Origin of the sequence: Salipaludibacillus agaradhaerens (assembly GCF_002019735.1) — a bacterium.
Classification (GTDB): Bacteria; Bacillota; Bacilli; order Bacillales; family Salisediminibacteriaceae; genus Salipaludibacillus; species Salipaludibacillus agaradhaerens.
The window spans coordinates 2,605,744-2,618,817 of record NZ_KV917378.1 but is presented as its reverse complement, the minus strand read 5'-3'; the positions used below and the strand labels follow the sequence as shown (position 1 = coordinate 2,618,817).

The following is a 13,074-nucleotide window of genomic DNA, read 5'->3' as shown; positions in this document are numbered from 1 at the left end:
TCAATCATTTTTACATAAATCATCCATTATCGTAAAAAATAAAATAATGTATTTTGGAGATAGGGGGCTCAATATGGACTTACATTTCATATGGAAAGCAGTCGTCATTGTATTCGGCGGCGTGCTTATTTTGAGACTTGCTGGAAGAAAGTCCATTTCGCAATTAACGGTGGCACAAACTGTGTTAATGATTGCGGTTGGGTCGTTAATTATTCAGCCTGTTGGCGATCGAAATATTTGGATCACATTAATCATTACGTTGTTGCTAGTCCTTACCCTTCTATTTATTGAATATTTAGTGATGAAAAATGATACGCTCGAGAGTTTTTTCTATAGTAAAGCAATAATTGTCATAGAAAATGGGCGTATTGTTGAACAAAATTTAAAAAAATTAAGGTTGACTGTAGATATGCTTGAAGTGCGATTGAGACAGCAAGGCATTAAAAATATCCATGATGTTCAATGGGCGACCATCGAATCTAATGGGCAATTAGGCTATATGTTTAAGCCTGAAAAGGAACCGGCAACAAAAGAAGATATTCAACAGCTTATAGATGCCCTTCGTGTAGCGTTGCCTCAGGTAGATCACGATCTTCCAAAGAAAAATAAGCCTGCCTCAAGCCATTTGTTTTCAGAGGTCGTGACGAATAAGCATAAAAAACAACCGGAGGACCATTTGAAATGAGAGGCGTGTTCCTGAATAAAACATTCATTGCAACTTTATTAAAGTGGCTGTTTTTAGGTGGGCTTATCGGTTTAATCATTGGTTCTACAACCGCATTTTTGTTAACAACAAATGATTGGCTTGGTGAAGTGAGAGAGCAAAATTCGTGGCTTATTTATTGTCTGCCTTTAGCCGGTTTTGTCCTTGGCTTTATGTACATAGTGCTTGGTACAAAGAGTGGCAATGAATTATATAAAGGAAATAATCTTGTTATTGAAGCGGTGCATGGGCGTCATCCTATGTTGAAAAGGCTTGGTCCCCTCGTTTATTTTGGCACATTTTTGACTGTATTGTTCGGCGGTTCCACAGGAAGGGAAGGGGCAGCGATCCAAATGGGGGGAAGTGTGGCCCAGACAGTTAACACCTATTTCAAAGTACCGAAAATTGATACAAAAATTTTGCTGATGAGTGGTATAAGTGCAGGCTTCGGAGCTGCTTTCGGGACACCGATTACTGGAGCAGTGTTTGGTATGGAGATGATCGCTTTAGGAAGGATGAAATATGAAGCGCTTATACCGTGTATGACAGCTAGTTTTATCGGTCATTTTGTGACTGAAAACGTGTGGGGAGTAACGCACGAAACATTTATTATTCAGGCTGTTCCAGAACACTCTATTGGCGCCTTTGTCAAAGTGATATTATTAGCCATTCTTTTTAGCCTTGTCAGTGTGTTTTACTGCCAACTTAGACACGGCATCCACACTTTTTCTGAGAAGCTAACGAAGAAAAATCATATGATACGGGCGTTGGTGGGTGGCATAATCATCGTTTTGCTCACCATACTTGTTGGGTCTTATGACTATAACGGCCGTGGTTTAGATATGCTTGAACAATCGTTTAAACAGGACGTCCCTTCTTTTGCGTTCCTTGCCAAACTTATTTTTACTGCGGTGACACTAGGAACAGGTTTTGTAGGTGGTGAAGCTATCCCGCTGTTTTTTATCGGTGCTACTTTAGGGAATACCCTCTATCAATTTGTTGATTTTCCTCTCTCCTTCCTTGCGGGTGTTGGGCTCATTGCAACTTTTTGTGGAGGGGCTAATACGCCAATTGCAGCATTTTTGCTAGCGGTAGAAATGTTTGATGCTAAAGGGATTGATTATTTTTTTGTGATTTGTTTAACGAGTTTCATTTTCTCTGGACATCATGGCCTCTGGCCTTCCCAAAAAATTTATGAACCAAAAAGTCGCTTATTTGAAATCGCTCCTGGGGAGACGATTAAAAAAGCCGAGCAGAAAAAACGGAATAAAAAGCTGCGCTTATAAATGACTGAGGGGAGCTCAAAGCTATTTATTAGATTAAATGTTTGAAACTAGTCAGAAAGTAAAACGTTTGAATCCGCCTCATAACGGTAATGGCAGTTATAACGAGCTGAAGAGGAGGAGGATTATTGTGAAAATCGGTATGGTTATCTTATTTATCATTTTAGCCGTTGGCCATTTAACGACGAGAGAGTACCCGTTTGGTGGTCCTGTTCAAACAGGTTTAGACATTCTATTGGTCATCTTTGGAGCGGTAGTGGTAGGGACGTTATTAAATTCAATCATTTCAAAAAAACAGCGGGAAGCAAAGCCTCCACGAGAGCAGGAGCATAACCACCAATAAACCGTCATTGTCGTGGTGTTGGTCACAAGATTTTAAGTATAGCCACACTTAGAAGACGTGGAAATCGCTTTACTAACTGAACTACCCCCATTGTTGATCACATTTAACAAATTGGAGGTGCAGTTTTTCGCTGTAACCAATTTACTAGGTTACTCCGTATTCAAAAGAAAGGCGCCCCCACGAATATCACTGTGGGGACACCTTATTTTAAGGGTGAGAGACAATCATTTCTGCATTACCTGAAAGGTGGTATTCTCGGACGCCAGCTGGTATGACGAAATGGCTGCCTTTGGCAATGGTAAACGTATTGGAGCCGATTGATAACTGAGCAGTGCCTTCAATGACGCTCACTTGCAAATAATCTTGTTCTAACCGACGTTGTGCTTCACCGGCTAACTGCCAGTGGTAAACCGTAAAATAGTGTTCTTGCACAAGTCTTTTCTCTGTTAATCCCCCATGAATAGTTTCTGTTTGAACAACATCTGCAGCTGCGTGTGGCGCAGTTGTCACATCTTTCGCTCGCTCCAAATGCAACTCCCGTCTTTGACCAGATGCATCCTTCCGATCGTAATCGTACACGCGATAGGTAATATCGGAACTCTGTTGTGTTTCAAGAATGACGATCCCTTTACCAATAGCATGGATCGTACCGCTTGGAACATACACGAAATCGCCGGCTTTTACGTTAACGCGGCGTAATAAGTTATCCCACTCCCCATCATCCATCATGTTTGCTAATTGCTCTTTTGACTGAGCTTGATGGCCTAGCACAAGCTCTGCTCCTTCTTCAGCACTCAGCACATACCAACATTCAGTTTTGCCATAAGGTACGCCTTCTACATCTCGTGCAAATGAATCATTAGGGTGAACTTGAACTGATAGATCATCTGCTGCATCAAGTATTTTAACGAGGAGGGGGTAGGCTTCATCATTATCAGCTTTTTTATTAAATAAATTGCCATGATCTTTCCAGGCGTCAGCTAACGTTTTCCCGGCAAGAGGGCCATTTTTAATAACGCTCGGCCCATGGGGGTGAGCCGAAACGACCCAAGCTTCTCCTGTTTGTGACGAAGGAATGTCATAATCAAATTCATCTTTTAACTTTGAGCCTCCCCAAATTCTTTCTTGAAAGACCGGTTGTAAAAATAGTGGTTCAGTCGTATACATCTTGTAAAACCTCCATACTAAAGAATTTTTCATAGATAACTGTCCGTAAAGCTCCCTGCTCAAAATAAGGGGTAGAGCTCAATGTATTTAGGCAGTAGCTAACGGACGGTAATGTCCTGATTGACTCAACTACCAATCAGTGTGAGAGGGAAGAACCCTCCCACTGATTGAAGGTTCATCTTAAAGGGAGCAAAAGGCTCTCTTAAGCTGGCTAATGGGACTTGTAAAGGACCCCCTAACGATTGGTTAGTGAATGGTATCGAGCAAGTCATAAGCTTCTTCTGCTGAAGTGACTGCAAGAAGCTGTTCTCTAAATTGCTCGTCCATGAGCTTGCGGGACAGCATTTGTAAAATTTTTAAGTGTTCATCGCCTGCTGCTTCTTCAGGAACGGCAATCATAAAAATTAATTTTGCTTCACTGCCATCAGGACTTTGCCAATTAACACCGGTACGGTTAATACCGAAAGCGATAGCAGGTCGTTTCACAGCAGCGGATTTTCCGTGAGGGATGGCGATATTCATGCCAAGCCCTGTGGAGCTTTGTTCTTCGCGGCGAAGGATTGCCTTTTGAAAATCGTCAGCTGATGAGAGAACATCGGCTTCATCTAATTTATTAATTAATGACGTGATCACTTCATCCCGTGTACTACCTATTAAATCACTATCAATCAACTGTAAATTCGTAATGTCCGTCAGTTTTTGCACCTGTGAATGAGACGGAGTCACTTTGCTTTTAGTCGGGGCCTGCGTCTGCTTTGTGCCATTCAGACTTGCACTTGTTGTTTGAGGTAAAGCATCCACATCTTTTTTCAATGCAGTTACCATAAACGCCGTCACAAGAACCCCGATAATCGCGGCAACAAAGAACATCAAGACATTGTCTACGGCTCCTAATACCGCAACAATCGGACCTCCGTGCGCCACCCTGTCACCAACATTAGCCATCATCGCAATCACAGAGCCCACCATGGAACCGGTCACAATGCTCGGAATAACACGTAACGGGTCTTGAGCGGCGAACGGGATGGCTCCTTCAGTAATCCCGAAGAATCCCATCGTAAACGAGGCTTTACCAGCTTCTCGCTCTGTGGCACTGAATTTTCGCTTGTTAATAAATGTAGCGAGACCTAAACCGAGCGGTGGAATACAAATTGCCACGGCAATCGGTCCCATAATACTATAATTACCTTCAGCAATCATCGCTGCGCCGAATAGAAAAGCCACTTTATTAAATGGACCACCCATATCCACCGCAATCATGGCACCAAGAATAAGTGCTAACACGATCGAACTACCGCCTTGCATGCTGGCGAGCCATAATGTCAATGATTCAAACACTTGGGCAACCGGAGCACCGATCACATAAATGAATAATAAACCGATAATGACACTTGAAATGATTGGAATAAAAATAATTGGCATAACAGGTTGAACAGACTTTGGCACTTTTATCTTTTTAATGGCTAACGCGACGTATCCTGCTAAAAAGCCTGCGAGGATCCCCCCGATAAAACCAGCTCCTGCTTCACTTCCATAAAAGTCCCCAGTTGCGGCAATATAACCGCCGATCATTCCTGGAACAAGTCCAGGGCGATCTGCGATACTCACAGCAATAAACCCGGCTAAAATAGGAATCATAAACATAAAGGATGTAGCACCAAGACTTTCAACTTGTTTCCATATCGAATCTTCTGGAATGACGAGGCCACCTGGTGTTTGTTCTCCGCCAAGCGTCAAGGCCAGTGCAATTAACAAACCACCGACGACGATGAAAGGGACCATGTACGAGACGCCATTCATTAAGTGACGGTAAATCGGATTTTCCTTGCGCTGCTTTTCTCCTGACGCTTGGGAAGTGGCCAATTCTGCTTTATACACAGGGGCATCGCCATTTTGAATCCGCTTAATGAGTTTTTCTGGTTGCCGAATCCCTTCCTGAACTCCTGTGACAATCACTTTTTTACCAACGAACCGTTCCTTTGACACCTCTTTATCTGCGGCTATAATGATCCCGTCTGCCTCAGCAATTTCCTGATCCGTTAACGCGTTCTCCACCCCAATGGAACCTTGCGTCTCAACTTTAATATCGACGCCTAGAGCTTCCCCTGCTTTTTGCAAGTTTTCAGACGCCATATACGTATGTGCAATACCAACTGGACAAGCCGTAACAGCCAATATTTTTCCCATCGCTATTTCCTCCTCTATTAAAACTAGTTATGTTATCGCTTACTTATATCTTAATGGAGGAACACAGGTTTTAAATTTTTTGTTTTTACCGGAAGTGACAGTAAAAATGAATTTATTAGCGCTTACAATCTCTTTTTCCTGTAAAACATAGGGACGGTGTTGGTAATGAGCGCACTATGACGTAAGTGGCAGCAGTGGACTAAGATGTTAGCCGAAGAATCATTTATGACAGATAACCGTCCGTAAAACGCCCGCAACAAAATAGAGAGCAGAGATAAATCTAGTGAGGTGAGAGATAATGGACGCTAGTGTTCTGATTCGCGTAACTACCTCTCAGTGGGAGAGACGCCCACAGTTATGACGAGTGTTCTTCTAATATGGATGTAAACATGTCAAAATCGTTGGCCGCTGTCAGTTTATGAACGACTAAAGGCGCTTCACTGAGTGAGGCGATGTTAGCGATGATGGCTCGGTGTGTCTGCTGGTTTTCTTTTGCCAAGGCGAGCATGAATACGAGTGAGACGTCTTCGTTTCCCCACGCCATTGGCTTTTTAATAATGGCTATCGCCAGGGCAGACGTACGGATGAATGCCGGGTCACCATGGGGGATGGCAATGCCACCGCCAACACCTGTGGCTGATTTTCGCTCACGGTTAACGGCATTATGAATAAAGTCACGCTGAACATAGCCTTTATTAAATAAGGCAGTAGCAAGCATTTCGACCACTTGGTATCGATGGTCCTTAGTCACGTTAAAAAAGACAAGGTCTTCAGCAGTAGAGCGAATGATCACATGGTGACCTGCGACATCTTCAGGTGCTTTATTGAGCTGCTCTATGAACTGATTCAATGCCTGTTTATCCTGCTGATTAAATAGCGGTGAAATAACGATGTGATCTACCAATGGGATATCGATAGGGACCGTGGAGATAATAAAATCCACATCGTGTTGTTTGAGATACTCCGGCATATCTGCTTGTCCGACACACGCTACTACGTCAATTCCGTCATAACTCTGCGCAAGCTTTGCTTCTAGTAAATGTGACATGCCAACACCCATATGACAGACGATGAGGACCCTTTTTTTAGCATCACGTTTCCCAGCCATTCGCTCGATAGCCGCTTGGAAATGAAGGACGATGTAGGCCGCTTCATGTTCGGGAATATCTAGTTCATGTGTCGTTTTAAGCTCTTCAAATGTTAAAATCACCATATTAAACATGTACGGATACATCTGTTTAATTTGTTGGAGTAGCGGGTTCGTGATTGGAAAGCCGAATTTAATCCGGTTTATGACAGAGTGCATATGCAAAGCAAGTCCATTAGCAAGAATCTCATCATCTTCAAACTGTGTGAGCGTTAGTTGTGACATTTTTGTAATAAGAGCTAGTACTGTGTTTGACACGTCATCATTGAAGTGGAGGCTGTTTGCCAAATCGTCATCAAGGCGTTTACTGCTAATTAAATGCCACGTAAAGTAAACAAGCTCTTCCTCTGGAAATCTGAGGCGAAACGCTGATTCGAGCTGACGGAAAAACGCTTGTGCATAGCCGTATTCTTTATACTGATAAACCGCTGACTTTTCAGATTCTTGAACAAATACTGTCGCTTGCTGGCGTATTCGCTTAATCATGATAAGCGTGTGTACTTCTAAATTTTCAAGCACACCATCGGCGAAACGAAGGGAGGAGGAACTCTGCATGTCCTCTAGTGCTTTTCTGACAAGCGTGATTTCATAAGGCATAAATAAATCCAATATGACGTTCGATTGTGAGGCATTTGGAATGAGCTCGGGTAAACGGGCTAAGGCGTTTCGCTTATGTAATTCCGTCCCTTCGACTACATGGCCTAGGCGTTGTTTGGACACGAGATTTAAATGAAACTTTTGAAGCCAGCTCGTGATGGTAATTAAATCAGATTTAATGACTGCCTTTGACACGTAGTAGCGGTCGGCCCACTCCTGTAAAGTTTTCGCTTTTTCGCTCGTTAATACGTCATACGTCATTTCCAACACGCGTTCGTCTTGCTTTTTCGGTTCGTTTAATAAGAGGGTGTTTAACAGCTTCAGTCGTTCGTTTTGACTAATTTGGATATCAATACCGAGACCGGGCTTACGGATGAGAGAAGCCTTGAAGTGTTCTTGTAAGTAGGACGCCAAGCGATCCAGATCATTACGTACTGTTTTTTCCGCACATCCCACTTGTTTAGCCAACTCTTTAATTTGGATCGTTTTTTGTTCTTTCATAAGTAAAAGCTTAAGTAGTTCATTTTGTCGATGATTCATCCCTGCACCTACTTAATACGTGATATAAAAAGTGTACCTCGTCTTGTATGTTTAATCAATTGGCTATGAGCGTAGCCCTTTTTGGAAGAGTTGTTTTAACGTCGTTATAAAGCCACTTTACTCAGGAGAGCTACCACGAGATGTATCTTGAACGACGTATTGTATCACGCTTGAAACAGGAGACCGTCAACGTTGAAATGTTGACGGTTTTTGCGTATTTAAATAGTCGAATAAGTAAGAGAGTCATTTCCATAGGAGCATGATGTGAGGAATAAACAAAACTGGAAGTGAGCACTTTAAATAGACAGAGAGTGCTTGCTTTATTTTGGGTTATGACAATTGATGAAAGTAGGGAGATATGGCTATGAAATATGAACAATTAGCAAGGGATATTATTGATAAGGTAGGTGGAAAAGAAAATGTTACGAGTGTCGTTCATTGTATTACGAGACTTCGGTTTAAATTAAAAGATGAAGGAAAAGCCCAAACAGAAGAATTGAAAAATATGGATGGTATCGTGACTGTCATGAAAAGTGGTGGTCAATACCAAGTTGTCATCGGTAACCATGTCCCTGATGTGTATAAAGCAGTCGTAGAGATCGGCGGGTTTGCAGGACAGGCGAGTGATCAAGATGATAATCAGGATACAAATTTATTTAATCGTTTCATCGACATCATTGCCAGTATTTTCACCCCAATTTTAGGAGTGCTTGCTGCAACAGGGATGATTAAAGGGTTTAACGCCCTATTTAATGAAATTGGTTGGTTAGATCCTTCGATGGGAACCTATCAAATACTTGCTATTGTAGGGGATTCCCTCTTTTATTTCTTTCCGATATTTTTAGGTTATACTGCGAGTAAAAAGTTTGGCGGCGCCCCGTTTATCGGTATTGCTATTGGGGCATCGCTCGTGTATCCAACGATCGGTCCCTTAATGGAGACGGAACCGTTATACACATTGTTTACAGGGACACTTTTTGAATCGCCTGTTCATGTTACTTTCTTAGGTATACCGGTTATATTAATGAATTACGCCTCCTCCGTTATACCGATTATCCTTGCCACGTATTTTTCATCGAAAGTGGAAAGAGGATTTAGAAAAGTCATTCCTGATGTTGTCAAAACATTTTTAGTACCTTTCTTCACGCTCCTTGTGGTCGTTCCTGTCACATTTATTGTCATTGGTCCGATTGCCACATGGGCCAGTCAAATCATTGGTCAAATAACCGTTTTAGTTTACGACTTAAGTCCAATCATTGCAGGGGTTCTTATTGGTGGAGGTTGGCAAGTTCTCGTTATATTTGGACTTCACTGGGGGCTCGTACCTGTCGTCATTAATAATATCACCACGATGGGATCAGATCCGGTATTAGCCATGACGTTTGCTGCTTCTTTTGCTCAAATTGGGGCAGTTCTTGGGGTGTGGTTAAAGACAACAAATCAAAAGTTAAAATCACTGAGTATACCAGCGTTTATCTCAGGTATTTTTGGGGTGACAGAGCCGGCGATCTACGGGATAACGTTACCGAAAAAACGACCATTTATCATAAGTTTAATCGCGGCGGCTATCGGTGGTGCCATTATCGGCTTATTCGGATCTCGGATATATATGATTGGTGGACTTGGTATCTTCGGAATTCCAACCTTTATCGATCCAGATGAGGGTATGACGACGGCTTTCTGGGCCGTTATGGTCGCCATCGTCGTGGCGTTTATCTTAGGCTTTGTACTAACGTACTTATTCGGTGGCGTTAACAAAGAGCTGACCCCACTTGAAGAAGGGGAACCGATTAACCCTGATGGCACAGACGATGAAAAAAATGTGCCAAAAACTGATGAAAACATTGTGAGTCCGCTTCAAGGAACGGTACTTGCTCTATGTGATGTGGCGGATGAGGCCTTCTCATCAGGTGAGGTAGGTCAAGGGGTGGCGGTGGAGCCGCAAGATGGGAAACTCTATGCTCCTGCTAACGGTACAATCACGACACTTTTTCCAACTAAACATGCAATAGGCATGACGACGGACAATGGGGTAGAATTACTGATCCATATTGGGATGGATACCGTCCAATTAGAGGGCAAATTCTTCACCTCTCATGTTAAACAAGGTGAACGTATAGAGCAAGGCCAGCTCTTGACCACGTTTGATATTGCTCAAATTAAAGGCGCTGGTTACACGACAGTAACCCCAATTGTCGTGACGAACTTAGGTGACGCTAAATTGTCACTAACTGAAGCCAAATCGGTCAAACATGGCGATCATTTAATGACTGTCGTGAGGTAAATGAAGTTAAACCATAACGAAATAGCCTGTCGCTTAATGTGAGGTCTAGCGGCAGGCTGTTTTTTAGTCAAATGTTTTGATTGCAAAATAACTTTAAATTAACCTTTCATTGCTAGAGGGATAAGATTTTCCATGAGAACCTCAACGAGAATGGTCGTAGGTGTGGTACCTACAAGACTATGACGCTTCCAAAAATACCATATGAAGTGGCCCATTTGTCTCAGCTTTTACTTATGAAGACGTCCATTCACCGCCGTTCACATGAAGGGTTTGACCGGTGACGAAACGAGAATCATCCGAGGCGAGATAGACGTATGTTGGGGCTAGCTCGAACGGTTGGGCCATGCGCTCCATCGGATTAAACGAACCAAAAATAGCGACCTCATCCGAAGAAAAGCTGGCAGGAATCAACGGTGTCCATGTACGCCCAGGAGCGACAGCGTTGACACGAATCCCCTTATCAACCACATTGTTGGCCAGTGCCCGAGTGAAACCAACGTTGGCAGCCTTAGTAGCCGTGTAATCAATCATTTGTGGTTCACCAGCAAAAGCCACAACAGAAGCGGTGTTAATAATCGAACTGCCAACAGGCATATGAGGAAGGGCAGCCCGAGTCGTGTAAAAGTGCGAGTAGATGTTCACCTTAAATGTGTCATCAAACTGTTCGTCAGTAATATCGAGTAAGCTTGGCTGTTGAAATTGAATTCCTACATGATTAACAAGGATGTGAAGGTCAGCAAATGTTTGAACGGTTTCGGCTACAATGGCGAGGTTCTGTTCTTTTTCCCTTAAGTCGCCGGGCATCAGAAGACATTGCTGGCCGATTGTTTCCACACGATCTTTCGTGCGTTGAGCGTCTTCGTGTTCATCTAAATACGAGATAGCGATATTTGCCCCCTCTTTTGCAAACGCAATCGCAACAGCGGCTCCGATTCCGCTGTCTCCGCCGGTAATGAGAGCGGTTTTGCCTGTTAGCTTGCCACTTCCCTTATTATCTGGCCTTTCAATAATGGGCGGTGGATCCATTAGCTTTTCGTAACCAGGCTGTCTCAGTTGTCTTTGTTCAGGGACATTGATCGGAATATCTTCATATCGCGTCACCTTCCCGTAGTTTGGATAAAGTGGGTAATCACGTTCTTTTGTCATAATCACTGGCCTCCTAGTTAAATATCATTATCACTCTATGTATTGAAGAAAATTGTGTGAATGTCCAATTGTGATACGTGCTCATCTTACGCATGTATGCATAGGCTAACGATAAGTGTGAGAGGAGGAATGATGAATGACCCAACAAGAAGAGTGGCTGCTACTAGTAAACGATTCCGATGAAACGGTGCAAATGCTTTATAACCACAACCCATACACATGGGCCATGCCGAAAATCGGCCCACGGCCACCGTTTTACACGAATGTCCGAGTGGAAGAGAATTATCCATTATTCTAAAGGGAACTACATTTTATGAGGTGTAGGAGGGGGATGATTTTGCTATATTGGACCCTCTAACGTTGGTTGACCGCCCAATTCTGGGCGGTCTTATTTTGCTTGGGAGGAGACGTATCTGGAGCCTGAACGAGTAAGGTAACTGCCTGCTTTAAGGAAGCCAAACGCGATAATAAAGCTGACAGCGGCACCATAGAACAGAGCCGGGTGTGAAAAGATATCCATGAGAAGTCCTAAAAAACCGGGAGCCACGATGGAAGAAGCCATGGAAAATAGATAATAGAGTCCTGTAAAATAGCCGATTTTTTTCGTCCCACCTAAGTCAGCTACGAGAGGATAAGCTTGAACATTGATAAAGGCCCAGAACAACCCGCCGGTAAGCAGGAGAATTTGTAAAAGAACGGTATCCGCCATTGGCCATATGCTAGTGATAAATGGAATAAGAGGAATACATATAAAGATAAGCGGTAAACCGACTAGCCCAATAAGCATGGCAGGTGTCTTGCCCCATTTGTTTCCAATTAAACCGGCAGGAATAGCGAATAACACAAATGACAAGCTGAAAAAGCCAAGTGTTACCCCAGCCGTACTTTCCGCCATACCTAAATATTCCACTGCATAAACGGTGAATTGCGCTTCCACGCCAGCGTACCCGATGAAATAAAAAAAGATAGCAAGTAGAATAAACAGCTCACCTCTAAAGGAAGGAACGAAAAGTGTTTTAAGTCCGTGGATATAGGAACCGTCTTTTTTCATCCCTGCCATATCATCAGAAGACGTTTCTGCATAAGGTGGTTTACGATCCACAATCAGATACAGCAGCATGAATGAGAGAAGTAATAACCCACCTGCTACAAGGAAAGGATAAGCGCTATTCAGCCGATAAAGTTGTGATAATCCGAATAAAGCGATAATCGCACCTATACCGCCCATAACGTTAATGATACCGTTGGCGGAGGAGCGTTTTTGTGGGGGTGTATGGTCAGGCATGAGCGCAATCACCGGTGCTCGATAAATGGTCATAGCCAGTAGAAAGAGAATATCCACCACCAACAAAAGCCATAACGTTGACTTGGCGCTGTAAGGAATAAGCATAAAAAACAAGGCGGCTAATGGCATCCCAACGATGAGGAACGGAAGTCTATTGCCAAGCGGTGTTTTGACACGATCAGACCACGCTCCAATGATTGGGATCAGCAAGACGGCAAGAACGTTATCAAGCCCCATGATCCCACCTCGAATTGCCCGGCTTTCAATAAAGTCACCGAGAATAAGAGGCATATAGGCATTGTAAAACGTCCAAATAAGGGTTAAAGCAAAAAAGCCACATCCGATGACAGCGATCTTGCCATAGGATATACGATTTGTCCCCATTCAAACGC

The 13,074-nt window shown here is 43.2% G+C and carries 10 protein-coding genes; 5 read left to right on the top strand and 5 right to left on the bottom strand.

All coding sequences use genetic code 11. The annotated features are described in order from the left end of the window. The first annotated feature begins 73 nt into the window (after positions 1–73). The 3 genes from BK581_RS12175 to BK581_RS12165 all read left to right on the top strand — a co-directional run bounded on the left by BK581_RS12175 (position 74) and on the right by BK581_RS12165 (position 2,329). Positions 74–685 carry a DUF421 domain-containing protein gene (locus BK581_RS12175; protein ID WP_078578431.1) on the top strand — a complete coding sequence of 204 codons (612 nt, stop codon included), beginning with the start codon at positions 74–76 and terminating at the stop codon, positions 683–685. Further along, positions 682–1,989 carry a chloride channel protein gene (locus tag BK581_RS12170; protein WP_078578430.1) on the top strand — a complete coding sequence of 436 codons (1,308 nt, stop codon included), beginning with the start codon at positions 682–684 and terminating at the stop codon, positions 1,987–1,989. The genes BK581_RS12175 and BK581_RS12170 overlap by 4 nt, the downstream gene beginning before the upstream one ends. Before the next feature lie 127 nt (positions 1,990–2,116). Next, on the top strand, positions 2,117–2,329 hold the full coding sequence (locus BK581_RS12165) for a hypothetical protein (RefSeq protein ID WP_078578429.1): 213 nt from the start codon (positions 2,117–2,119) through the stop codon (positions 2,327–2,329). A 207-nt stretch (positions 2,330–2,536) separates the two neighbouring features. Here the strand turns inward: BK581_RS12165 and manA are convergent, their stop codons facing one another. The 3 genes from manA to BK581_RS12150 all read right to left on the bottom strand — a co-directional run bounded on the left by manA (position 2,537) and on the right by BK581_RS12150 (position 7,967). Then, complete coding sequence (manA, locus tag BK581_RS12160; protein ID WP_078578428.1) at positions 2,537–3,496, bottom strand: mannose-6-phosphate isomerase, class I; 960 nt, start codon at positions 3,494–3,496, stop codon at positions 2,537–2,539. A 246-nt stretch (positions 3,497–3,742) separates the two neighbouring features. Next, positions 3,743–5,683, bottom strand: coding sequence for a PTS fructose transporter subunit IIABC (locus BK581_RS12155; RefSeq protein WP_078578427.1), 1,941 nt, complete (start codon positions 5,681–5,683; stop codon positions 3,743–3,745). A gap of 355 nt (positions 5,684–6,038) precedes the next feature. Then, a complete protein-coding gene (locus tag BK581_RS12150; RefSeq protein ID WP_078578426.1) occupies positions 6,039–7,967 on the bottom strand; it encodes a BglG family transcription antiterminator in 1,929 nt (642 codons plus the stop codon). 364 nt (positions 7,968–8,331) lie between these two features. On the opposite strand from BK581_RS12150, the gene BK581_RS12145 reads away from it, so the two are divergent. Then, the gene (locus BK581_RS12145) at positions 8,332–10,251 is read left to right on the top strand and encodes a beta-glucoside-specific PTS transporter subunit IIABC (RefSeq protein WP_078578425.1); all 1,920 of its coding nucleotides are present in this window, start codon (positions 8,332–8,334) and stop codon (positions 10,249–10,251) included. Between the two features lie 231 nt (positions 10,252–10,482). On the opposite strand, the gene BK581_RS12140 is transcribed toward BK581_RS12145, so the two are convergent. Further along, positions 10,483–11,397 (bottom strand): SDR family oxidoreductase, encoded by a 915-nt coding sequence (locus BK581_RS12140; RefSeq protein WP_078578424.1) that lies wholly within the window; start codon positions 11,395–11,397, stop codon positions 10,483–10,485. Positions 11,398–11,533: 136 nt separating this feature from the next. Here BK581_RS12140 and BK581_RS20155 point away from each other — a divergent pair, with 136 nt between their 5' ends. Next, positions 11,534–11,695, top strand: coding sequence for a hypothetical protein (locus BK581_RS20155; protein ID WP_169837699.1), 162 nt, complete (start codon positions 11,534–11,536; stop codon positions 11,693–11,695). Positions 11,696–11,785: 90 nt separating this feature from the next. Here BK581_RS20155 and BK581_RS12135 read toward each other — a convergent pair whose 3' ends face one another. Beyond that, positions 11,786–13,066, bottom strand: coding sequence for an MFS transporter (locus BK581_RS12135; protein ID WP_078578423.1), 1,281 nt, complete (start codon positions 13,064–13,066; stop codon positions 11,786–11,788). Positions 13,067–13,074: the final 8 nt, after the last annotated feature.

Bases quoted from the DNA above. Each gene is read 5' to 3' on its own strand.
- BK581_RS12140 (WP_078578424.1), bottom strand. From the start codon at position 11,397: ATGACAAAAGAACGTGATTACCCACTTTATCCAAACTACGGGAAGGTG.
- BK581_RS12155 (WP_078578427.1), bottom strand. From the start codon at position 5,683: ATGGGAAAAATATTGGCTGTTACGGCTTGTCCAGTTGGTATTGCACAT.
- BK581_RS20155 (WP_169837699.1), top strand. From the start codon at position 11,534: ATGACCCAACAAGAAGAGTGGCTGCTACTAGTAAACGATTCCGATGAA.
- BK581_RS12175 (WP_078578431.1), top strand. From the start codon at position 74: ATGGACTTACATTTCATATGGAAAGCAGTCGTCATTGTATTCGGCGGC.
- BK581_RS12145 (WP_078578425.1), top strand. From the start codon at position 8,332: ATGAAATATGAACAATTAGCAAGGGATATTATTGATAAGGTAGGTGGA.
- BK581_RS12170 (WP_078578430.1), top strand. From the start codon at position 682: ATGAGAGGCGTGTTCCTGAATAAAACATTCATTGCAACTTTATTAAAG.
- manA (WP_078578428.1), bottom strand. From the start codon at position 3,496: ATGTATACGACTGAACCACTATTTTTACAACCGGTCTTTCAAGAAAGA.
- BK581_RS12150 (WP_078578426.1), bottom strand. From the start codon at position 7,967: ATGAATCATCGACAAAATGAACTACTTAAGCTTTTACTTATGAAAGAA.
- BK581_RS12135 (WP_078578423.1), bottom strand. From the start codon at position 13,066: ATGGGGACAAATCGTATATCCTATGGCAAGATCGCTGTCATCGGATGT.